Origin of the sequence: Kitasatospora sp. NBC_01287, from assembly GCF_026340565.1 — a bacterium.
In the GTDB taxonomy this organism is placed as follows: Bacteria; Actinomycetota; Actinomycetes; order Streptomycetales; family Streptomycetaceae; genus Kitasatospora.
Map to the genome: position 1 here is coordinate 7,926,963 of NZ_JAPEPB010000001.1, position 21,134 is coordinate 7,948,096.

Annotated in this window: 19 protein-coding genes; 15 read left to right on the forward strand and 4 right to left on the reverse strand. The window is 75.1% G+C overall.

What is annotated here, in order from left to right:
* Positions 1 to 97 precede the first annotated feature (97 nt).
* Complete coding sequence (locus OG455_RS33915) at positions 98 to 1,063, forward strand: TIGR03564 family F420-dependent LLM class oxidoreductase (protein WP_266300118.1); 966 nt, start codon at positions 98 to 100, stop codon at positions 1,061 to 1,063.
* A 95-nt stretch (positions 1,064 to 1,158) separates the two neighbouring features.
* On the opposite strand, the gene OG455_RS33920 is transcribed toward OG455_RS33915, so the two are convergent.
* Genes OG455_RS33920 through OG455_RS33930 form a run of 3 tightly spaced genes read right to left on the reverse strand, consistent with a single transcriptional unit; the run spans position 1,159 to position 3,888 of the window.
* Positions 1,159 to 1,902, reverse strand: a complete 744-nt coding sequence (locus OG455_RS33920; RefSeq protein ID WP_266300119.1) for a 4'-phosphopantetheinyl transferase superfamily protein — start codon at positions 1,900 to 1,902, stop codon at positions 1,159 to 1,161.
* Between the two features lie 22 nt (positions 1,903 to 1,924).
* Entirely contained in the window at positions 1,925 to 3,175 is a 1,251-nt protein-coding gene (locus tag OG455_RS33925) for an acyl-CoA dehydrogenase family protein (protein WP_266300120.1), read from the reverse strand.
* Positions 3,172 to 3,888 carry an acyl-CoA dehydrogenase family protein gene (locus OG455_RS33930; RefSeq protein ID WP_266300121.1) on the reverse strand — a complete coding sequence of 239 codons (717 nt, stop codon included), beginning with the start codon at positions 3,886 to 3,888 and terminating at the stop codon, positions 3,172 to 3,174. Before OG455_RS33930 ends, OG455_RS33925 begins: the two co-directional genes overlap by 4 nt.
* A 268-nt stretch (positions 3,889 to 4,156) precedes the next feature.
* Between OG455_RS33930 and OG455_RS33935 the strand changes: the two genes are divergently transcribed.
* The 14 genes from OG455_RS33935 (at position 4,157) to OG455_RS34000 (ending at position 19,740) form a co-directional block, all read left to right on the forward strand.
* Entirely contained in the window at positions 4,157 to 5,812 is a 1,656-nt protein-coding gene (locus tag OG455_RS33935; RefSeq protein ID WP_266300122.1) for a condensation domain-containing protein, read from the forward strand.
* 125 nt (positions 5,813 to 5,937) lie between these two features.
* A complete protein-coding gene (locus OG455_RS33940) occupies positions 5,938 to 7,260 on the forward strand; it encodes an ATP-grasp domain-containing protein (RefSeq protein WP_266300123.1) in 1,323 nt (440 codons plus the stop codon).
* Positions 7,257 to 8,555: a type III PLP-dependent enzyme gene (locus tag OG455_RS33945; protein WP_266300124.1), complete on the forward strand. Its 1,299-nt coding sequence runs from the start codon at positions 7,257 to 7,259 to the stop codon at positions 8,553 to 8,555. Before OG455_RS33940 ends, OG455_RS33945 begins: the two co-directional genes overlap by 4 nt.
* A complete protein-coding gene (locus tag OG455_RS33950) occupies positions 8,555 to 8,818 on the forward strand; it encodes an acyl carrier protein (RefSeq protein ID WP_266300125.1) in 264 nt (87 codons plus the stop codon). The genes OG455_RS33945 and OG455_RS33950 overlap by 1 nt, the downstream gene beginning before the upstream one ends.
* Before the next feature lie 54 nt (positions 8,819 to 8,872).
* Positions 8,873 to 9,808 (forward strand): 3-oxoacyl-[acyl-carrier-protein] synthase III C-terminal domain-containing protein, encoded by a 936-nt coding sequence (locus tag OG455_RS33955; protein WP_266301056.1) that lies wholly within the window; start codon positions 8,873 to 8,875, stop codon positions 9,806 to 9,808.
* On the forward strand, positions 9,805 to 10,401 hold the full coding sequence (locus OG455_RS33960) for an acyl-CoA dehydrogenase family protein (RefSeq protein ID WP_266300126.1): 597 nt from the start codon (positions 9,805 to 9,807) through the stop codon (positions 10,399 to 10,401). Before OG455_RS33955 ends, OG455_RS33960 begins: the two co-directional genes overlap by 4 nt.
* Complete coding sequence (locus OG455_RS33965) at positions 10,398 to 11,564, forward strand: acyl-CoA dehydrogenase family protein (protein WP_266300127.1); 1,167 nt, start codon at positions 10,398 to 10,400, stop codon at positions 11,562 to 11,564. Before OG455_RS33960 ends, OG455_RS33965 begins: the two co-directional genes overlap by 4 nt.
* A gap of 81 nt (positions 11,565 to 11,645) precedes the next feature.
* Complete coding sequence (locus OG455_RS33970) at positions 11,646 to 12,650, forward strand: 3-oxoacyl-[acyl-carrier-protein] synthase III C-terminal domain-containing protein (protein WP_266300128.1); 1,005 nt, start codon at positions 11,646 to 11,648, stop codon at positions 12,648 to 12,650.
* Positions 12,650 to 13,678, forward strand: coding sequence for a 3-oxoacyl-[acyl-carrier-protein] synthase III C-terminal domain-containing protein (locus OG455_RS33975; RefSeq protein ID WP_266300129.1), 1,029 nt, complete (start codon positions 12,650 to 12,652; stop codon positions 13,676 to 13,678). The genes OG455_RS33970 and OG455_RS33975 overlap by 1 nt, the downstream gene beginning before the upstream one ends.
* Positions 13,675 to 14,523, forward strand: coding sequence for a hypothetical protein (locus OG455_RS33980; protein ID WP_266300130.1), 849 nt, complete (start codon positions 13,675 to 13,677; stop codon positions 14,521 to 14,523). The genes OG455_RS33975 and OG455_RS33980 overlap by 4 nt, the downstream gene beginning before the upstream one ends.
* 5 nt (positions 14,524 to 14,528) lie before the next feature.
* Complete coding sequence (gene acpS / locus OG455_RS33985) at positions 14,529 to 15,053, forward strand: holo-ACP synthase (protein WP_266300131.1); 525 nt, start codon at positions 14,529 to 14,531, stop codon at positions 15,051 to 15,053.
* A complete protein-coding gene (locus OG455_RS33990; protein WP_266300132.1) occupies positions 15,050 to 17,689 on the forward strand; it encodes an amino acid adenylation domain-containing protein in 2,640 nt (879 codons plus the stop codon). Before acpS ends, OG455_RS33990 begins: the two co-directional genes overlap by 4 nt.
* A 160-nt stretch (positions 17,690 to 17,849) precedes the next feature.
* Positions 17,850 to 18,986, forward strand: coding sequence for an acyl-CoA dehydrogenase family protein (locus OG455_RS33995; RefSeq protein WP_266300133.1), 1,137 nt, complete (start codon positions 17,850 to 17,852; stop codon positions 18,984 to 18,986).
* Entirely contained in the window at positions 18,979 to 19,740 is a 762-nt protein-coding gene (locus tag OG455_RS34000; protein ID WP_266300134.1) for a hypothetical protein, read from the forward strand. Before OG455_RS33995 ends, OG455_RS34000 begins: the two co-directional genes overlap by 8 nt.
* Before the next feature lie 175 nt (positions 19,741 to 19,915).
* On the opposite strand, the gene OG455_RS34005 is transcribed toward OG455_RS34000, so the two are convergent.
* Complete coding sequence (locus OG455_RS34005) at positions 19,916 to 20,971, reverse strand: hypothetical protein (protein ID WP_266300135.1); 1,056 nt, start codon at positions 20,969 to 20,971, stop codon at positions 19,916 to 19,918.
* Positions 20,972 to 21,134: the final 163 nt, after the last annotated feature.

A 21,134-nucleotide genomic window follows, 5' to 3' on the forward strand; every position in this document is an offset into this window, starting at 1 on the left:
CGTTCGCGCCGCCGTTCGCGCCGCCGTTCGCGCCACCGCCGCCACCGCCGCCACCGCCGCCACCGTCGCCGTCGTCGCTGCCGGCCGGGGGTGCGGCATGAGCATCGGAGTCGCGCTGCCGGCCGGTGACACCGCGGGCGCGCGGAACGCCGTCGACGAGCTGATCGACCAGACCCGGCAGGCCCACGACTTCGGGCTGACCTCGGTCTGGTTCTCGCAGCTGTTCGACCACGACGCGATCACCCTGGCCGCGCTCGCCGGGCGGGCGGTGCCCGGGATCGCGGTCGGTACGGCGGTGGTGCCGCTCTACCCCCGGCATCCGCTGGTGCTCGCGAGCCTCGCGCAGACGGCTCAGGCCGCCACCGGCGGGCGCTTCACCCTCGGCGTCGGACTGGGCGTCAGGGGACTGCTGGAGCCCGCCTACGGCGCGGCGTACCCGGCGCCGATCCGCCACCTGCGCGAGTCGCTGACGGTGCTGCGCCAGGTGTTGGACGGGGAGCGGACCAGCTTCGCGGGCCGCACGGTCACCGCGCGGCCGCCGCTGTCGACCTCCGTCGCCGGCGGCGGTGGTGCGCCGCTGCTCGTCGCCGCGATGGGACCCCAGGCGCTGCGGGCCGCCGGTGAACTCGCCGACGGCACGGTCACCTACCTCGCCGGGCCCCGGTCACTGGAGGGCGGCATCGGGCCGGAGCTGCGCGAGGCGGCCGCGAGCGCCGGCCGGCCCGCGCCGCGGATCGTCGCCGCGGTGCCCGCCGTCGTGACGGACGACGCCGACATCGTGCGGCAGACCGCCGCCGTGCACCTGGGCCCCTACGCCTCGATCCCGTCCTACCAGCGGGTGCTGGCCGCTGAAGGGGCCTCGCACCCGGTCGAGTTGGCGCTCATCGGGGACGAGCGGACGGTCGAGGCCGGGATCCGCCGCTACTTCGACGCGGGGGCCACCGAGGTGGTGGTCGTTCACGCCGGGATGCGCTCCTCGCGGGAGCGGCTGCGCACCTGGGCGCTGGCCGGCCGGCTCGCCGCCGACCCGACTCTCGCCCGCGCGGCGTCCCGCGTCAGCTGAGGGCGCCCACCGCCTGAGGACGCGACCCGCCCGACGCCGCGGCGCGCACCTGGCGCTGCGGCGTCGGGCGTCGGCACAGTCGGCGTGGCGCGCGGTCAGCGGTCGGGCGGGAGTTGGAGCCGGCGCAGCGCGGTGACCGGAGTGGTGGTCGCCAGCGCCGCGACGTGGCCGTCGGGCACGGCGAGGGCGGAGAGGTGGACCGGGCCGTGCGGCCACCGGGGGACCTCACCCGCGCGGACGGTCGGGCCGCGCACGTCCAGCTGGTTCGGCGGTGCCCGCAGCCCGAGCCCGGTCAGCTTCATGGCCGCCTCCTTGCGGGTCCACGCCCGGAGCAGCCACGCGGTGCGCCGCGCGGCGGGCAGCCGGTGGAAGCGCGCCGCCTCGCCGGGGGTCAGCGCGGACCTGACCAGGGCGGCGGGGTCCGTGATCGAGGCGGGGCTCTCGATGTCGGCGCCCACCGGTCCGGCGCCGGTGACGGCCAGGATCAGCCAGCGGTCGGTGTGCGAGACGGAGTAGTCGACCTCGCCGGCCCGCCACCGGGGCTTGCCGTGCGGGGCGCCGCAGTGCCCGCAGTCGCGGCTCGCGGTCACCTCGTGCGGCGGGACGCCGAGGTAGCGGGAACCGATCAGGCGCTGCGCCGCCCGGGAGGTGAGGTGGACGTGCTCGGCGGGCGTGCCGGCGAGCCGCTCGGCCCGCAGCCGCTCGGCGGGGTCCAGCAGGCCCAGCCAGTGGGGGCGCGGGCGCACCGGGACCAGCCACAGGTGGCACTCGCCCGCGCCGGGCACGTCCGGCGCGTCCGGCGCGTCCGGCACGTCCGGTACGTCCGGCGCGTCCGGCACGCCACCCGGTACTCCCACCACCTCAGGCCCGGGATCGCCGAGGGGCCGCGTCGGGTGCGATGGTGAGCCGGAGGATGTTGCTGGTGCCGTCCATGAACTCGAACGCGTAGACGTCACGGCACCACTTCTCCAGCAGGGGGTGTGCCAGCAGGGAGCCGGGGCCGAGGGCCGCCTCCGCCCACCGGGTGGCCTCGACGGCCAGGTCCGTGGTGTGCAGCTTGGCGATGGACGGCGCCCGCCGATCGTCGGGGGAGCGGTCGATCTCGATCGCGTGGCGGTACATCAGCTCGCGGGCGGCCGCCAGGCGCGCCGACATCAGCTCGTGCCCCGACCAGCCGGGGCGCCGCGCGCACACGTAGTCGCGGATCGCGAGGGCCACGCCGAGCGCCTGGGCGCCGATCTGCAGCCGGATGACGTTGAACGCCCGGACCGCCCCCCACATGCCGCGGCGCGACGCCGGCAGGTGCCGGCCGAGCACCATCTCGCGCGGGACCGGCACGTCCTCGAAGGACATGTGGCCGATGCACGCGCCGCGCAGCCCCATCATGTCCAGCGCCGTGCCGGTGAAGCCGGGCGTCGGATGGCGCAGCAGCACGGCCCTGATGGACAGGGCCGTCTGGCCGGTGCGGGCGAAGACCACGCCGATCGTGCCGCGCTCCGCGTTGGCGACGTAGCGCTTGGCGCCGTTCAGCCGGTAGCCGTCAGGGCCGGACGCGTGGCCGGACGCGTGGCCGGACGCGTGGCCGGACCCGGGGCCGGACCCGCCGGAGCCGCTATGGGTGCCGCCGCCGGGTTCGGGGTCGAGGCGGGTCTCCATGGCGGTCGCGTCGCTGCCGCGGGCCGGCTCGGTCATCCCGAAGAAGGTCCACGAGCGCCGCTCCGCCAGGTCCCGGTAGAAGAACTCCTGCTGCCTCTCGTCGCCCAGCGCCTCGACCGCCAGTCCGGCGAGGGACGGCGCCGCGCAGGCGTTCAGCACCCCGACGTCACCGCCGGCCAGCTCGATGTTGGCGACCACCCGGCCCAGCGCGCTGCCGGTGAACTCGTCGGCGCAGGGCGGCACGGCCTGGGTGCGGAACGCCTTGGGGGTGCCCATCAGGCGCAGCAGCTCCAGCGTCGCGGAGGTCCGCAGCCGATCGGTGTCGAACGGGTCGGCGTCCACCGCGAGCGCGTCGCGGCGCAGGTCGGCGGCGAGTTCGCGGCTGAGCCCGCGCAACTCCCGCAGCCCAGGAGAGAGTTCCCGCAGCTCGGGGGAGAGTTCCAGTGGCCCGCTCATGCCGTACGCCTCCTGGGCACCCAGCAGTTCGCGGTCAGCCGGGACACGTAGGCGCCCGAGGCCGGGTTGCGGCCGACGTAGCCGCTCGCGCCCAGCAGTTTCGCGAGCTCCCAGTCCACGGCGGTCAGCCGGTCGTGCACATCGGTGACCACCGCGAGCGGGTCCGCCACCAGCAGGCAGCAGCGCGCGGCCTCGGTGGCGACCAGTGCGTCGGCCAGCGCGCCCTGGACCAACTGCTTGGCCACGGTGGGCTCGCCGCCGACGACGCGGTCGGACAGGTGCGCGACGACCTGCTCCATCAGCCGCCGGGTGACCCCGATCCGCACCGCGCCTAGCCGGACGGCCAGTTCGGCCAGTTCGGCCAGTTCGGCGAGCTCGGCCAGCTCGGCGAGCTCGGCGGATCGTCCGGCGGATGGTCTGCCAGGTGCGGGGCCGGACGGTCTGCCGGGTAGTCCGCCAGGTGGTGGTCCGCCAGGTGGCGGGCCGTCAGGCGCGCCGGGCCACCGGGGCGCGGCCCGCACGAAGCTGATGCCCTCGCCGGCCGCCATGGGGTGGCGCAGCACCCGCGCCCCGGCCGGCACGGCGGCCGAGGGCAGCGCCGCGATCCCGCCCGGCGCCGCGTCGGCGTCCACCCCGTCCAGCGCCAGCGCGAGGCCGTCCGCGAGGCCGTCCCGGTGGCCGGCCCGCTCGCACGCCGTGATCGCGTTCCGCATTCACCCTCCGTCCGCTGCCGGCGCCGTGTCAGGACACGCGCGCCGCGGTCCGGCCCGCTGCTTCTCCACAATTCACCGCCACCGGACAGCGGTTATGCTCGCCTGCCGAAAAATCCGGTGTCAACGATCGGCGAGCGGTTTCCGACGCATTCCGGTGGCAGCTTTCTACCGGCCGCAAGGTGCCACCGCCGAGTACTGACGCGATCCGGTCGCCCCGGGCGATTATCGCTGCGAATGGGGACCCGAACAGGCGGCGGAGGGAAGGTAGATGCTCGCAACCAGGAGTGCTCGGCTGTGCTGGGGCCAGCACTACCACCTGCTGCGGTACCACCAGGTCCCGGCCGGCTCGCGGCACGAGGCCCACATCACGGCCGACTACCCGCTGCCCGCCGGCTGCACCACCGAGCACGCCAGGCAGGCGCTGACCCAACTGGTGCGCCGGCACGAGGGCCTGCGGACCGTCTACGACCTGCGCGCCCGGCCGTGGCCGCTGCAGCGGGTCGAGCCGCCGGCCCCGCTGCCCGTGCGCGAGGCGACCACCGAGGACGACGGCACGCCGCCGCCCGCCGAGGTGATCCGCCAGCTGGTCCGCGCCCCGTTCGACCTCGGCCGCGAGTGGCCCGTCCGGGCCTGCGCGGTCACCACCGGCGGCCGGTTGAGGCGGCTGCACCTGGTCTTCAACCACCTCTCCTTCGACGACGTGGCCCTGGACGTGCTCTGCCGCGACCTCGACGCGCTGCTGGCCGCCCGCGTCGAGCGCCGGCCCGTCGCGCTGGCCCCGGTGCCCCAGCAGCCGGTGGACCTGGCCCGCTACGAGGCGGGGCGGCCGGCCGCCGAGGTGGACGCGGCGCTGGCGCACTGGCACGGCGAGCTGCGGCGGCTGCCCGACGACGTCTTCGCCGCGCGCCGCGACGCGTCCCGGGCGCCCGGCGCGGCGCACAGCGCCTCGCTCACCGTGCCGTCGCTGCTGGCGACTTCGCGCGCCATCGCGGCACGGGCGCGGGTCTGGCCGTCCGCCGTCCAACTGGCCGCCTACGCGGTGGCGGTGGCCGCGTACACCGGCGAGCGGCGCGTCGCGCACCGGATGTACACCAGCCAGCGGGACGCCAGCGGCTACCACTCGGTGCTGACCTGCATGTCCTATCCCACGGCGGCCTCGATCGACCTCACCGACGACCCGGCGTTCAGCACCGTGCTGCGCCGCGCCGCGGACCGGGTCGAGCAGGCGATCACGCACGCCCACGTCCCGTACGACCGGCTCGCCGAGCTGGTCGAGCGGGAGAGCCGGCGCCGGCGCCGACCGCTGCGGATCGCCTCGGAGTTGAACTTCCTGGACAACGCGCCGCGCTCCTGCCGGACCCGTCGGGAGCGGCTGGTCTGGAACGCCGAGCCGAGCGACTGGGCGACGGCCGGCTCGGACGTCTACTTCCGGATCTACGAGTGGTCCGACGGCATCACCCTCGCCCTGCAGGCGATGGACGAGGTGATGGACCGGGAGACGGTCGAGCACTTCCTGCGCGGGTACGCCCGGCTGCTGGACGCCCATCGGGAGCCCGGGATAGATCTGACGGTCAGTCAGGCCGCAGAACTCATCGGCTTCGCCGCCGCGCCGCCGGGGCCCGCCCCCGACCTGGCCCCCAAGTCGGCCGCCGAGTCGGTCGCCGAGTCGGTCGCCGAGTCGGCACCCGTCGGCGAGGCCGAGCGGGTCCTGCTGGCCGTCACGGCGGAGGTCAACGGGCTCGCCCGGGTCGATCCGGCCGACAGCTACGCGGCGGCCGGCGGGCGCGTCCTGCGGCTGCCGCGGCTGCTGGCGGAGCTGGGAGAGCTGGACTGGCACGGTCTGACGGTCGGTCAACTCGCCAGTGCCGCATCGCTGCGGAGCCTCGCGGCGCGGATGGAGCGGTGCGGGACGGCTGACGGATGAGGCGGCACCGCGGAACGCCAGGAACCGCAGAACGCCAGGGCCCGAGAACGCCGGCACCGCAGGACACCGGAACCGCAGAACGCCGAGATCGGAGAAGAGAGAGCGCGATGAATTTCGTTGAGCGGTTGAAACACGATCTCACGGGCGATTCCGCGGCCCGCTTCGTCTTCGTCAACAACTTCGAGGTGGAACGGAGCTGGGCGGTCGGGGAACCGAAACTGCCGGGAGCCGACATCTCCTTCGCGGGGGCGACGGTCAACCGGATGGAGGAGTTGGGCGTCCTGCTGGCCGACGAGGGCGACATCGTGCTCCTCAAGGCCGAGTTGGACCCGGACTTCGCCGCCTACCTCGCCGGCCTCGGCGCGGCGGCCGGCCGCACCGTCTCGGTGGAGAACCACGACCCCCAGCGGATGGTCACCGAGGACGCGTTGGTCTCTCCGCGGCTGCTGGAGAGGTTGCGGTCGCTCGACGACGGGCGCACCTACCTGATGCCGCTGGGCGTCTCCGCCGCCGAGGAGGAGCTGGCCAAGGCGACCGGGCTGCCGCTGGCCGGCCCGAGCGCCGCCACCTGCAAGGCCGTCAACGGCAAGATCTTCAGCCGCCGGCTGGTGGCGGAGACCGGTCTGCGCGACGTGCCGGGGCGGATCTGCCGCACGGTCGGCGAACTGCGCGGCGCGCTCACCGGGCAACTGGCCCTGGGCGGCCGGGTGGTGGTGAAGGAGTCGCTCGGGGTCTCCGGGCGCGGCATGGTGCGCGTCGAGGACGGGCGCGGGGCCGAACGGCTGCTGCGCCTGATCGAGCGGCGCGGCGCCGAGGCCCCGGCCAACCTGGTGGTCGAGTCCTGGATCGAGCACGCCCAGGACCTCAACTACCAGTTCGTCGTCTCCCGCACCGGGGACGTGCGGTTCGAGACGGTCAAGGCCGCGGTGCTGCGCGACGGCGTGCACCAGGGCCACCGCTTCCCGGTCGAGCTGCCGTCCGCCGTCGTCGGGGAACTGCACGAGGCGACCCGGCGGATCGGCCGCGCGCTGCACGCCGAGGGCTACTTCGGGATGGTCGGCGTCGACGCCATGCTGGGCCGCGACGGCACGCTCTACCCCTGCCTGGAGATCAACGCCAGGTTCAACATGTCGACCTACCAGAGCCGGATCGCCGAGCGGTTCATCCCCGAGGGCACCCACGCGATCGCCGCCACCTTCGGGCTGCGCCTGACCCGGGCGCACACCTTCGCCGAGGTCGCGCGGGCGCTGGGCGACCTGCTCCTCGACGGCACGGGTCGGCCCGGCGTGCTGATCAACAACTTCGCGACGCTCAACGCGGCGGCCGAGCAGGGCGGTTTCCACGGACGGCTCTACGCGATCTGCCTCGCCGGGTCCGCCGACGCGGTGCTGGCCGTGCGCGACGAGGCGGAGCGGCGCCTTCACGAGATGGCGGGTGACCGGTCATGAGGATCCAGGGGATCGAGTACGAGGAGCTGGCGCGGCGCTTCGGCACGCCGCTCTACGTCTACGACGGCGAGGTGCTCACGGCGGCGATCACCGGGCTGCGCCAGGTGCTGCACCCGGCCGTCGAGGTCTTCTACTCGCTGAAGGCCAATCCGAACATCAGCGTCTTCGACGTGCTGCGCGCCGGTGGCGCCCGGGCCGAGGTCTCCTCGCTGGTCGAACTGCGCACCGCGCTCGCGGCCGGCGCCCCGCCCGAGGACATCATCTTCCTCGGACCGGGCAAGAGCGAGCGGGAGCTGATCGCCTGCCTGGAGAGCGGCGTGCACGCGATCGTCTGCGAGTCCTTCGACGAGCTGGACGACATCGAGCACCTGGCCGCCGAACGGGGGCTGCGCCAGCGGGTGCTGCTGCGCGTCAACCCGGAGTGCGCGATCGGTGGTTCCCGGCTGACCATGGGCGGCAAGCCCCGCCAGTTCGGCATCGACGAGGCGCAGGTGCTCGCCGCCGGCAACCTGGCGAAGAAGTACCGGTACGCCGACGTGGCCGGCGTCCACGTCTACCTGGGCACCCGGATCCTGGACGCCGAGGTGGTCGGCCGGAACACCCGCTACATCCTCGATCTGGCCGACCGGGTGGCGCACAGCACGGGCATCCGGCTGGACACGGTGGACATCGGCGGGGGCCTGGGCGTCGCGTACTTCGAGGGCGAGCGGGACATCGACCCCGCCGAGGTCGCCGCCCAGGTCAACCCGCTGGTGGCGGCCTTCACCGCCGAGCACCCGGGGACCCGCCTGATCATGGAGTCCGGCCGCTACCTGGCCGGCCGGGCCGGGGTCTACCTGCTCGGCGTGCGCTACGTGAAGGAGTCGATGGGCGAGCGGTTCGCGATCGCGGACGGCGGCACCCACCACCACATGGCGGCGGTCGGCATCGGCTCCTTCGTCAAGCGCAACTTCCCGGCGGCCCTGCTGAGCCGGCGCGCGCAGGAGGCGGCCGATGTCGGCGAGGACGAGTCGTGGAACGTCACCGGGCCGCTCTGCACGCCCAACGACTCGGTCCTCAAGCACGCTTCGCTACCCGCCCTGGTCCCCGGCGACCTGGTCGGGATCCAGTGCTCCGGCGCCTACGGGCCCTCGGCCTCGCCGGGGCTGTTCCTCAGCCACGGGTTCCCGGCCGAGGTGCTGGTCGTGGACGGCGCGGCCCACCTGGTGCGCAGCCGCGACGAGCCGGAGGACCTGATGCGTCCGCAGTACCTGTACCGCCGCGGCGCGGCGGCCGACAAGGAGAGTGAGTTCTGATGGAGCGTACCGAGATCCTGGTCCAGCTGCAGCGCAGCCTGTCCGAGGTGCTCAACCGTGAGGTGCCCGAACTGCGTGAGGACGCGCGGTTGTTCGAGGACCTGGCGCTGGATTCGACCAGTGTCATCGAGCTGCTGATGAGCCTGGAGGACACTGTCGGTCTGGAGATCGACCCGGACGAGCTGGGGCCCGAGGTGTTCCGCACGGTGGGCACCCTGGTCGACTACGTCCAGGCCGCCTTCGCCACCAGCCCGGCGGCCTGACCGGTGGCGCTCCCGCCGCCGTCCCCCGCCGCCCTGGGCCTGTCCAGGGTGGCGGTGCGGTTGCCCCGGTCCACCGAGCCGGTGGAGGAGGTCCTGCTGCGGGCCGGGCGCGGGGCCATGGAGCGCAAGATGTTCGCCAAGGTCCACGGCCTGCGCCGGAGCCCGGTGCTGGCCGAGGACGAGCGGATGGAGGACCTGCTGGTCGAGGCGGGCCGTGCCGCGCTGGACGGCGGCACGGCCGGGCTGGTGCTGTTCGGGCACACCCTGCTGGCCTCGGAGCTCGACCGGTCCGACGCCTGCCTCGACGGGCTGCGCTCCCGGCTGGGGCCGGCCGGCGCCCGCCTCTACAGCCTGTCGCACGTCAACTGCGCCTCGGTGCTGCGCTCGGTGGAGCTGGCCCGCCGCTACCTGGCCCGGCCCGGCGCCGATCCGCGGGAGCGGGTGCTGGTGCTCGGCGGCGACCAGGGCAGCAGTTTCCAGGGCCTGGCCCGGGTCATCCCCGGCGTCGCGGTGGCCGGGGACGCGGCGGTGGCGCTGCTGGTGCACGCCGCCACCGCGGAGCACCGGCCGCGCTACCGCTACCTGGGCGGCGCGGTGGGCCGGGACAGCCGCTTCCACCGCAACCTGCGGATGTCTCGGCAGGAGGCCGACCTGTTCAACGAGGTCTGCTTCGAGGAGACGGTGCGCACCGTGCGGCGGGCGGTGGCGGCCGCCGGCCTGACCACCGACCAGGTCGACTGGGTGATGCCGCACCTGTCCAACCGGATGTTCTGGGGCCGGGTCAGCCGGAGCTCGGGCATCGCGAAGGACCGGATCTGCCTGGACCTGATCCCGGAGCTGGGGCACAACTTCGGCACCGACGCGCTGCTGGCGCTGGAGCACGCGGACCGCGCGGGCCGGCTGCGGCCGGGCGAGCGCTGCCTGCTGTTCGCGATCGGCCAGGGCGCCTACTTCCAATCGATTGTCGTCGAGGTCCAGGAGGACTCGTGAGTACCAGCATGGCGGAGTGCGAGCGGACCGGGCGCGAGGCCGGTCTGGCGGCGGGCCTGGCCCTGCTGCTGGCGGGAACGCCGGTGGCGGGCACGGCTCCCGGCCGGTACGCGGCGATCGCCGCCCAGGACCTGCCGGACGGCGCCCCGGTGCTGCGGCACCGGCTGGCCGAGGGGGAGGGCATCGTCTTCCTGGAGTGCCCGGGCGAGCGTCCCACCGGCACCCGCGCACTGGCGGACGTGGGCCGGCTGCTGGCCGCCGTCCGGCTGGGCCTGCTGCGGCGGGTGCTGGACCAGGTGGTCGAGCACCTGTCGGGGCGCCTGTCCGGCGACGAGCCGCTGATCCGCAAGCAGTTGATCACCGGCGCCGTGGCCGACGTCATGGCCGGGGTGGAGATGCTGCGGGCCTACGCGGCGGAGCAGCGCGAGCCGGTGGCGCTCGCCGACATCCACACCCGGCTGGACGAGCTGGGCTGGGAGGTGGCGAAGCTCTACGGCGCCGCGGGCTACCTGGCGGACAGCCCGGGCCGCGCGCTGCACGTCTCCTGCCTGGTGGCCGGCAGCTGGATCCCCCGGGACGGGGTGGCGCGGTGATCGAGTTCGACGCCCACCTGCGCGCGGTCCGCGACCTGTCGAGGGAGGCCGCCGAGGACCTGCGGGCCCGCGCGCTGCCGATCGACGCCGACCCGGAGGCGATGGCGGCCCACCTGGACTCCCCGGTCTTCACGCTGTTCCGGCAGTCCGACACCCCCGCCGAGTACCGCGAGTCGATCCCCGGCGGCCTGGGGCTTCCGGCCGGCGTCTCGCTGCCGGACCGCAGGACCTGCCTGCAGAACGTGGTCGGCCTGATCGAGACCGCCCGCGGCGACGCGGCCACCGTGCTGGCCTGCCCCTGCCCCGGCCTGACCGGCGTGCTGGTCGAACTCCTCGGCAGCCCCGACCAGCAGGAGCGCTTCTACACCCGGCTGCACGGCGGGCGGACCTGGCCCTTCTTCGCCATGACCGAGCCCGCGCACGGCAGCGACGCCGGGGCGATGGAGACGCGCTTCGAGCCGGACGGGGCGGGCGGTTGGCTGCTCTTCGGCGCCAAGCGGTTCGTCGGCAACGCGGCGCGCGGCGGCGTCGGGGTGGTGTTCGGGCGCACCGGCCCCTCGGCGCTGTCGATCCGGGCGGCGCTGGTCGAGCTGCCGTCCCCCGGCTGGTCGGCCCGGCGGCTGGAGACGATCGGCCTGCGGGGTGCCTACCTGAGCGAGTTGGCGTTCGACGGGGTGCCGGTGGCGGGGGACATGCTGCTGGGCGGGCACCTGCCGACCGCCCAACGGGGGCTCTGGGGGGCGCTGAAGACCTTCAACCAGGTCCGGTTGCACGTCGCCGCCGCGGCGGTGGGCACGGCGCTGGCGATGGCGGAGTACGTGGGCGAGCACCGCAAGGGCGCGCCGGGCCTGGAGCTGGTGCTGGCGCGGGCGCGGGCCGCGCGGGACCTGGTCTGCGAGGCCGCGGGGTGGATGGACCACGATCCGCGGCGGGCCTACCTGTCGAGCGCGGCGAAGCTGGGCGCCACCGCGATGGCGGTGGCGACCGGGCGCTGGGCGTCGGGCGCGATGGGCCCGGCGGGCTTGCTGGAGCACCCGCTGCTGGAGAAGTGGACGCGGGACGTGGGCGCCTTCGAGTTCATGGACGGGACCAGCAACATCCAGCGGCTGCACGTGGAGCGCGGCTACCGGAAGGGCGACGCCGATGGCCGTCCCCAGCACTGAGCGAACCACCGGTCGCAGCGGTGCCGGGCACTCGGGCAGCGGCGCCGGGCCCGCCGCCGCCCGCACCGGGAGGTGAGCCCGGTGGAGCCGAGCGGCGTGGGCCTGTCCCGGGTGGCCGTCCGGGTGCCGCGGCGGATCGAGCCGGTCGACGACATCCTGGTCCGGTCGGGCTGCGGCCCGCTGGAGCGCCGGATGTTCGCCAAGGTCTACGGGCTGCGCGACAGCCCGACGCTGGCCGAGGGCGAGCGGATGGCGGACCTCCTGGTGACGGCCGGCCGGGCCGCGCTGGACGGCGGGACGGCGGGGCTGGTGCTGTACGGGCACACCCTGCTGATGGCGGAGGTCGACCTGTTCGGCGACTTCCCCGACCGGCTGCGCGAGCGGCTGGGCCTGCCCGGCGCCCGCTTCTTCGGCGTCTCGCACATCAACTGCGCCTCGGTGCTGCGCTCGGTGGAGCTGGCCCGCCGCTACCTGGCCCGGCCCGGCGCCGATCCGCGGGAGCGGGTGCTGGTGCTCGGCGGCGACCAGGGCAGCGCCAGCGACCGTGGCCGCTACATCGCGGGCACCACGGTGGCCGGGGACGCGGCGGTGGGACTGCTGGTGCACGGCACCGCCGCCGGCGCCCGCTACCGGTACCTGGCCGGCGCGTCGGGCCGGGACACCCGCTTCCATCGCAACATGCGGATGACCTCGTCGGCGGCCGCGCTCTTCCAGAAGGTCTGCTCCGAGCAGGCGGTGGCGGTGCTGGACCGGGCGGCGCGGGCCGCCGGCCTCGGCATGGACCAACTCGACCTGGTGATGCTGCACTTCTCCAACCAGATGTTCACCCGCGCCTTCAGCAGCCAGTCCGGTGTCCCCAAGGACCGGATCTGCATGGACCTGCTGCCCGAGCTGGGGCACAACTTCGGCGCCGACGCGCTGATGGCGCTGGAGCACGCCGACCGTTCGGGCCGGCTGCGCCCGGGGGACCGGTGCGCGTTGGTGGCCATCGGGCTGGGCGCCTACTTCCAGGCGGTCGTCGTCGAGGTCCTCGACGAGCGCCGGCCCGCAGGCCCCGAACCCACGATCGAGGGAGGTGAGTTCTGATGGAGCGAGCCGAGATCCTCGGCACCCGTGGTGCTCCCGCGGCCGCCGCCCGCCACCGGGGGCGGGCCATGGGTGTCGGGCTCTCCCGGGTGGTGGTCCAACTGCCGGGCCGGGTCGAGTCGGTGGACGAGATCCTGACGCGCACCGGGTGCGGCCCCAGGGAACGGCGGGTCTTCGCCAAGCTGCACGGCCTGCGCGAGAGCCCGACGCTGGCCGAGGGCGAGCGGACCGAGGACCTGCTGGTCGAGGCGGGCCGCGCGGCGCTCGGCGGCGAACCGGCCGAACTGGTGCTCTACGGGCACACCCTGCTGCTCCCGGAGCCCGAGTTCTGCGGCGCCTTCCGGGACCGGCTGCGCGAGCGGCTGGGCCTGCCCGGCGCCCGCTTCTTCGGCGTCTCGCACGTCAACTGCACGTCGGTGCTGCGCTCGGTGGAGTTGGCCCGCCGCTACCTGGCCCGGCCCGGCGCCGCACCGCACGAACGGGTGCTGGTGCTCGGCGGCGACCAGGGCAGCCACCACGACCGGTCGCGGATCATCCCCGGCCTCACGGTGGCGGGGGACGCGGTGGTCGCCGTCCTGGTGCGGGGCCCCGGTGCCGCCGGCCGGCCGCGCTACCGCTACCTGGGCGGCGCGGCGGAGCGGGACGCCCGGTTCCACCGCAACCTGCGGATGTCGCCGGCGGAGTCGGCCGCGTTCGCCGGCAGCGTGCGGACCCGGACGGTGGAGACCGTCCGGCGCGCGGCGCGCAGCGCGGGCCTGGACCTGGAGCGGATCGACTGGGTGATGCCGCACCTGTCCAACCGGACGCTCTGGCGCGGCTTCAGCAGCGAGTCGGGCTTCGCCTGGGACCGGATCTGCCTGGACCTGGTCCCGGAGCGGGGCCACAACTTCGGCACGGACGCGTTGATGGCCCTGGAACACGCCGACCGCACCCAGCGGGTGGGCCCGGGCGACCGGTGCGCGCTGGTCTCGGTCGGCCAGGGCGCCTACTTCCAATCGGTGATCGTCGAGGTCCTGGAGGACTCGTGAGTGCGGACAGGACCGAGGACGGCTTGACCCAGGATGGCTGGACCGAGGGCGGCTTGCTCCAGGGCGGCTTGACCCAGGACGGGTGGACCGGGACGGTCACTCTCGGCATCGAGGCGCTGAGTGTGGCGACCCTGCCGTTCGAGCACTACGTGCCGCTGGGCTCGTTCCCGGTGGACGCGGTGCCGCTCTTCCGCCTGGAACGGGAGCACGGCATCCCGGCGGAGCACGTGCTGGTGCTCTCCTCGCAGGACACCACGGGCGGCGAGCCGGATGTGAGCGCCCTGGCGCTGGCGGGGCTGGGCGCTCCGCCGGTGGAGCAGCCGCTCTTCCTGGTGCGCTCCGGTCCGCTGCGCGACTCGATGGTGGCCTCGCTGGCCCAACTCGTGCACGAGTCGGGCTGGGTGGGCGAGGACGTGGGGATCACGCACCTGGAGGAGCTGGGCGGCACGGTGGTCTTCGACCTGCTGGGCTGGGCGGTACCGCAGGAGTCGGGCGCGACGGTGGTGGTCTGCGACGAGCCGCTCTTCGCCGACGCGCGGGTGCCGGGCCACTTCGCCGCGGTGGGGCTGCGGGTGCGCCGTGGCGCGGGGCCGCTGCGGGTGGCCGGGTGCGGCGAGGGGCCGCCGGACGGGGCGGTGGGCGCGGTGGCGCACCGCTTCTCGGGCCGGGGCGCGTGCGACGGGTGGCTGGCGCTGCACCGGGCGCTGGCGGCGGGCCGGGTGCGGGACGGCGAACGGGTGCTGGTGCACGCGAGCGGCCCGCTGCGGGAGGGCTGGCTGCTGCTGGACGCGGTGGACACCGCGGCGCTGCGGCTGACCGCCAACGCCTCCCACGCGGGGAGTTGAGCCGGATGCGGATCGGCGTGGACCTGCTCTCCGTCTCCCGCTTCGCGCGGGTCGCCGAACACCACCGCTACCGCGCGCTGGTGTTCACCGAGGCGGAGCTGGCCGAGGCCGGCGAGCTGGGCCCGCGGCGCCGCGTGGAGCGGCTGGCGGGGCGGTTCTGCGTCAAGGAGGCCACCTGCAAGCTGCTCGGCCGCGGCTTCGGGCAGGGGCTGCGCTGGCGGGACATCGAGGTCACCGGCGACTCCTGGGGCGCCCCCGTGGTCACCCTGTCCGGTGGCGCCCGGCAGCTGGCCGAGGAGGCCGGCGTGCACGAGATCGCCGTGACCCTCACCCACCAGGTCGACCTGGTGGTGGCCGTCGCCGTGGCCGTCACGGCCGCCGTCGCCACCGCTGGCACGATCGCCGGCACGACCGCCGTCGCCACCGCGGGAACGACCGCCGTCGCCACCACTGCCTGCCCAGGACATCCATCACCCGTCGGCCGCGGGCCCGCGCCCCGGCCGCCGCACCCGCCCGGAGGAGCACGATGACCAGTGCCAGTGCAGTCAGCAGCGCCAGCGCAGGGCCGGAGGCGGCGGCCGGTGCCGGCCCCCTGCACGGCTGGTTCCTGCGCGGCGCGCGGGCCGATCCGGAGGCGGTGGCGCTGCGGATCGGCGCCGAGCGGTTCAGCTACCGGCGGCTGCACGAGCGCGCGCTGGCCCTGGCCGGTGACCTGGTTGCCGGTGACCTGGTGGCCCGTGGCGGCGGTCCCGGGCCGCGCCGGGTCGGCCTGCTGGCCGCCCGCAGCGAGCAGGCCTACGCGGGCGTGCTCGCGGCGGGGTACGCGGGGGCCGCGGTGGTGCCGCTCAACCCCGACTTCCCGGCCGAGCGGACCAGCCGGATGATCACCGCGGCCCGACTGGACGCGTTGATCGTCGACGCCCAGGGCCTGGCGCTGCTGCCCGGACTGGCCGAGGCGCTGCGCGGCGTGGCGGTCGTCCACGAACCGAGCGCCGCCGCGCTGGCGCACCCCCGCACGCCCGGACCCGACGAGGTGGCCTACATCCTGTTCACCTCGGGCTCCACCGGCCGCCCCAAGGGCGTGCCGGTCCTGCACCGCAACGTCGACGCCTACCTGCGCTTCACGCACGACCGCTACCGCTTCACGCCGGCCGACGTCTTCTCCCAGACCTTCGACCTCACCTTCGACCTGGCGATGTTCGACCTCTTCGCCGCCTGGGGCAGCGGCGGCACGCTGGTGTCGATGCCGCCGCAGGCCTTCACCGCCGTGCCGGCCTTCGTCGCGCGGTCCGGCATCACCGTCTGGTTCTCCTCGCCCAGCGTGATCCCGCTGCTGCGGCGGCTGAAGGCGCTCGCCCCGCACGCGCTGGCGGGCCTGCGGTACAGCCTGTTCTGCGGCGAGCCGCTGCTGGGCCGGGACGCGGCCGACTGGCAGGCGGCCGCCCCCGACTCCCGGGTGGAGAACCTCTACGGCCCCACCGAGCTGACCATCTCCTGCAGCGCGCACCGGTGGGACCCGGCCACCTCGCCCGCGCGCTGCGTCAACGACATCGTGCCCATCGGCACGCCGCACCCGGGCAGCGACCACCTCCTGGTCGACGCCGAGGGCAACCCGGACCCGCTCACCGGCGAACTGTGCGTCACCGGACCGCAGATGTTCCCCGGTTACCTGGACCCGGCGGACGACCAGGGGCGCTTCCTCGACCACGCGGGGCGGCGCTGGTACCGCACCGGCGACCTGGTGCGGCGCCGGCCCGAGGGTGAACTCGCCTACCTGGGCCGCCGGGACCACCAGGTGAAGATCCACGGGGTCCGCGTCGAGCTCGCCGAGGTCGAGGCGGGAGTGCGGCGCTGCGCCGGGGTCACCGACGCCGTGGCGGTGGCCGTCGACGGCGAGCTGTTCGCCTTCTGCACCGGTACGCCCCGCCCCGCCGCCGCCCTGATCGAGGAGCTCGCGGTGTTCTGCCCCAGGCCGTTGATCCCGCTGCGCTTCGAGTACCTCGACGAGTTCCCGCTGAACGCCAACCGCAAGGTCGACCGCCCCGTGCTCACCGCGCGGGCCGCCGCCCAACTGCCCGCCGCCGCCCGCCGCACCACGCGTGCGCCGGCCGCTTCCTCCGTCGCCGCTCCCTCGGTGGCCGTCCGGTCGCTGGCCGCTCCCTCGCCGGCCGCCTTGTCGTCGCGCGCCCCGTCGCAGGCCGCCCCCGGGGCCGTCGGCCTCTCCCGGGTGGCGGTCCGGCTGCCAGGCCGCGTCGAGCCGGTGGCCGACGTGGTGGAGCGGGCCGGGTACGGCACCCGGGAGAGCCGGATGTTCAGGGCCATGGGCCTGCGCGACAGCCTGACCCTGGCCGAGGACGAGCGGATGGAGGACCAGCTCGTCGCGGCCGGCCTGGCCGCGCTCGACGGCCGGCCGGCCGGACTGGTCCTCTACGGCCACACGCTGCTGCTCCGTCAGATCGACCTGTGCGGCGAGTTCCGGGACCGGATGAGCGAGCGGCTCGACCTGCCCCCCGGCCGCTTCTACGGCGTCTCGCACATCAACTGCGTCTCCGTGCTGCGGTCGATCGAACTCGCCCGCCGCTACCTGCGCCGCCGCGCCGCCGACCCGGAGGACCGGGTCCTGGTGCTCGCCGGCGACCAGGGCAGCTGCAACGACCGCGCCCGGGTCTTCCCCGGCCGGTCGGTCTCCGGGGACAGCGTGGCCGCGATCGTGGTGCAGGGCCCCGGCGCCGCGGACCGGCCGCGCTACCGCCACCTGGGCGGCGCCGTCAGCCGGGACCCCCGCTTCCACCGCAACCTGCGGATGTCGAAGGCGGAGGCCACCGCGAACGCCGAGGTCATCCGCGCGCAGACGCTGGAGACCATCCGGCGCGCGGCGCTGAGCACGGGCGTCGGCCTGGAGGGGATCGACTGGGTGATGCCGCACCTGTCCAACCGGATGGTGTGGACCAACTTCAGTGCCCAGTCCGGCTTCCCGTTCGAGCGGATCTGCCTGGACCTGCTGCCGGAGCGGGGGCACAACTTCGGCGCGGACTCGCTGATGGCGCTCGAACACGCCGACCGTTCGGGCCGGCTGCGCCCGGGGGACCGCTGCGCGCTGGTGGCCAGCGGGCGGGGCGGGTACTGCCAGGCGACCATCGTCGAGCTCGTGGCGGACGCGCCGTGAGCCGGCCGGCCCCGCGCACGGCAGGCAGGGCGGACAGGGCAGGCACGGCAGACAGCACCAGCAGGGCAGGCACGGCAGGCAGGGCAGGCAGGGCAGGCACGGCAGGCAGGACCGGCACGGCAGGCAGCACCGGCAGGGCAGACGGAGAGGAAGTCCCGGCATGATCGAGCTCGACCAGCACCTGCGCGCCGTGCGCGATTCCGCCCGCGAGGAGGGGGCGGAGCTGCGCGCCCGCGCGCTGTCGATCGACGCGGACCCGGACGCGATGGAGGAGCACTTCGACTCCCCGGCCTTCGCGACGATGCGGCGGGCCGAGACCCCGGTGGGGTACCGCGAGCCGAGCGCCGCCGGCGCGGCGCCGGAGGCGGGCGGGAGCTGCCTGCAGACCGTGGTGGCCTTCATCGAGATCTCCCGGGGCGACGCGGCCACCGCGCTGGCCTGTCCGGGCCCTGGGTTGGCCGGGGTGATGGTCCGCCTGCTGGGTGACCCGGCCCAGCAGGAGCGGTTCTACACCCGGTTGCACGGTGGCCGGACCTGGCCGTTCTTCGCCATGACCGAGCCGGCGCACGGCAGCGACGCGGCCGCGATGGAGACGCGCTTCGAGCCGGACGGGGCGGGCGGCTGGCTGCTCTTCGGCGCCAAGCGGTTCGTCGGCAACGGTGCCCGGGGCGGCGTCGGCGTGGTGTTCGGGCGCACCGGCCCCTCGGCGCTGTCGATCCGGGCGGCGCTGGTCGAGCTGCCCTCCCCGGGCTGGTCGGCCCGGCGGTTGGAGACGATCGGTCTGCGCGGCGCCTGCCTGAGCGAGTTGGCGTTCGACGGGGTGCCGGTGGCGGGGGACATGCTGCTGGGCGGGCACCTGCCGACCACCCAGCGGGGGCTCTGGGGCGCGCTGAAGACCTTCAACCAGGTGCGGCTGCACGTCGCCGCCGCCGCGGTGGGCACCGCGCTGGCGATGGCCGAGTACGTCGCCGAGCACCGCAAGGGCGCGCCCGGCACGCAGCTCGCGCTGGCCCGCGCCGAGGCGGCCCGGGAGCTGGTCTACCGGGCGGCGGTGCGGATGGACCGCGATCCGCGGCGCGGCTACCTGTCGAGCGCGGCGAAGCTGGGCGCGACCGGGATGGCGGTGGAGACGGCCCGGTGGGCGTCGGGCGCGATGGGTCCGGCGGGCCTGTTGGAGCATCCGCTGCTGGAGAAGTGGACGCGGGACGTGGGCGCCTTCGAGTTCATGGACGGGACCGGCAACATCCAGCGGCTGCACGTGGAGCGCGGCTACCGGCAGGGGGACGCCGATGCTTGACCTCAGCGCCGACGCCCTGGCCGTCGCGGTCCTGCACCGCACCGACTACCTGCCGGTGACCGACCCCGCCGCCGTGGCGATGCCGGCCTCCCGGTTCGAGCAGGAGTCGCGCGGCATCCCGATGGCGTACCGGATGGTGGTGACCACCGACGACACCGAGGACGTCGCGGGTGAACCGGACGTCAGCGAGCTGGCGTTGACCGCGCTCGGCCCGCCGCCCGGCGAGCAGCCGCTCTTCCTGGTCCGCGGGGTGCCGCGCGACTCGATGGTGGCGGCGCTGGCCGGGCTGGTCCACCAGGTCGGCTGGGCCGGGGAGGACGTCGGCATCACGCAACTGGAGGAGCTGGGCGGGACCGCCGTCTTCGACCTGCTGGACTGGGCGGTGCCCGAGGAGACCGGCGCCACCGTGCTGATCTGCGACGAACCGCTGGTCGCCGACGCGCGCGCGGGCGGGGCCCGGTTCACCGCGGTCGCGCTGCGGGTGCGGCCGGGCGAGGGGCCGCTGCGGGTGCTGGAGTGCGGGGAGGGCCCGCCGGGGGCGGCGGCCGAGCGGGCCGCGCACCGGTTCGGCGGGAGCGGGCCGTGCGACGGCTGGCTGGCCTGCCACGACGCGCTGGCCGCCGGCCGGATCGCCGACGGCGAGCTGATCCTGCTCCAGGCCCGCGGCCCCCTGCGCGAGGGCTGGGTGCTGCTGCGGGCGGTGGACACAGCGGCGCTGCGGCTGGCCGAGGGCACCGCCGGGGCCGTCGGCTGACCCCTCCGGGAGACCTGTGCCGTCCCGAAGACCGGACTCCTCCGGGAGATCTGACCCGTCCGGAAGACCTGACCCGTCCGGAAAACCTGACCCGTCCGGAAGACCTGTGCCGCCGAGGCCGCCCCCGCATCGATCAGCGGGAGCGGCCTCGGCGACACAGGGGCGGAGCCGGGGTTCAGGCGCCGGGCCGGCTGCTGATGGTGAACCGGCTGGCCGCGTGCACGCCGGCCTGGAAGCGGCTGACCGAGTCCAGGTCGCGCAGCAGCACCGCGATGTGCCGGCGGCAGGTGCGCACCGACATGCCCAGGCGCCGGGCCACCACGTCGTCGGTCAGCCCCTCGGCCATCAGCCGGGCGATGGACTGGTGCAGGCTGTCGGTGGTGTCGGCGTAGCCGGGCTCGGTGGTGAACGGCGCCGCGCCCTCCCAGAGTTGGTTGAAGAGGTTGACCAGGTACTGGACCACGCCGCGGTCGCGGATCCGGCGCGCGGTCGGCTCCTCGTCGGGGCCGGGCAGGTTCACCATCACGGTGAGCGACTGGTCGAAGACCACGGCCGCCTGCGGGAGGTAGCTGAGGGTGCGGATCTCCGCGCCGTGCTCGATCAGCCGTCTGGCCTTGGCCCGGGAGGCGAACCCGGCCCGGCTGCGGTGCGGGCAGGCCACCTTGACGCTCACCCCGAGGTCCAGTGCCGCGTAGCAGGGGTCGAGCAGACTGTCGAGCAGCTCCTCGTCGTGGTGGCTGGGCCGCAGGATCAGCAGCTCCTTGCGGCAGGTCTCGCTGGCCAGTTTGAACAGGCCGCGGATCTCGGCGACCCCCTCGAAGCCGTCGATGCCGCCGACCGGCTCCGCCGTCCCGGTCTCCGGCCGGGTGATGGCGTCGATGCGGTCGCGCAGCCGGTCGGCGAGCTCCCGCCGCTCGTACATCGCGCGTTCGATGGGGGAGACGAGCGAGGCCGCCGCGGCCTCGGGCGCCACCGGGACCAGGCGGTCGCCGGCCGTGCGCAGCAGGCGCAGTTCGACGAGCCGGGTGATCGCGCCGAAGACCTGGGTCACCGGCAGGCCCAGGTGGGCCGCGGCAACCTCGAAGGAGGCGATCTCGCCGTGGCGCACGGCGAAGCGGTACACCTCGGTCTCCCGGTCGCCGGCACCCGGGCCGGGGACCAGTCGGGCGTAGGGGGTCTGATCGTTCACGACGAGCTGCGGACCGGTCGGTGAGACCTGGACCGTGGACATTGAGCCTCCCGAGGGCTGAACTCCTGATGTGCCTCAGTGCGGTTGACGGTGCCAGAGGGGCCCATCAAGCGGCTCTCGCCGGGCCACCGCCGGGCCACCGCCGAGCCACCACTCAGCCGCCACCGGGCCACCGCTCGCCACCGCCCGGCCGGTCCGACGCGGC